The sequence below is a fragment of the Streptomyces torulosus genome, from assembly GCF_001419765.1.
GTDB lineage: Bacteria > Actinomycetota > Actinomycetes > Streptomycetales > Streptomycetaceae > Streptomyces > Streptomyces torulosus.
The window spans coordinates 1,585-1,799 of the sequence record NZ_LIRK01000742.1; the positions used below are offsets into that span (position 1 = coordinate 1,585).

Genomic DNA, 215 nt, shown 5'->3' on the forward strand with positions numbered 1-215 from the left:
ACGCCGACGACCAGGTGCTGCGGGCCCTGCGCGCGGGCGCCGCCGGGTTCGTCCTGAAGGACACCCCGCCCGCCGAGATCGTCGACGCGGTACGCCGGGTCGCCGCCGGTGATCCCGTCCTGTCGCCCGCCGTCACCCGCCAGTTGATGGAGCACGCCGCGGGCAGCGCCCCCGACACCCGCCGCACCACGGCCCGTTCCCGGGTCGCCGCCCTC

At 78.1% G+C, this 215-nt stretch carries 1 pseudogene; it reads left to right on the forward strand.

What is annotated here, in order from left to right:
• Positions 1-215, forward strand: a pseudogene (locus AOK23_RS50955) (DNA-binding response regulator); the annotation flags it as partial.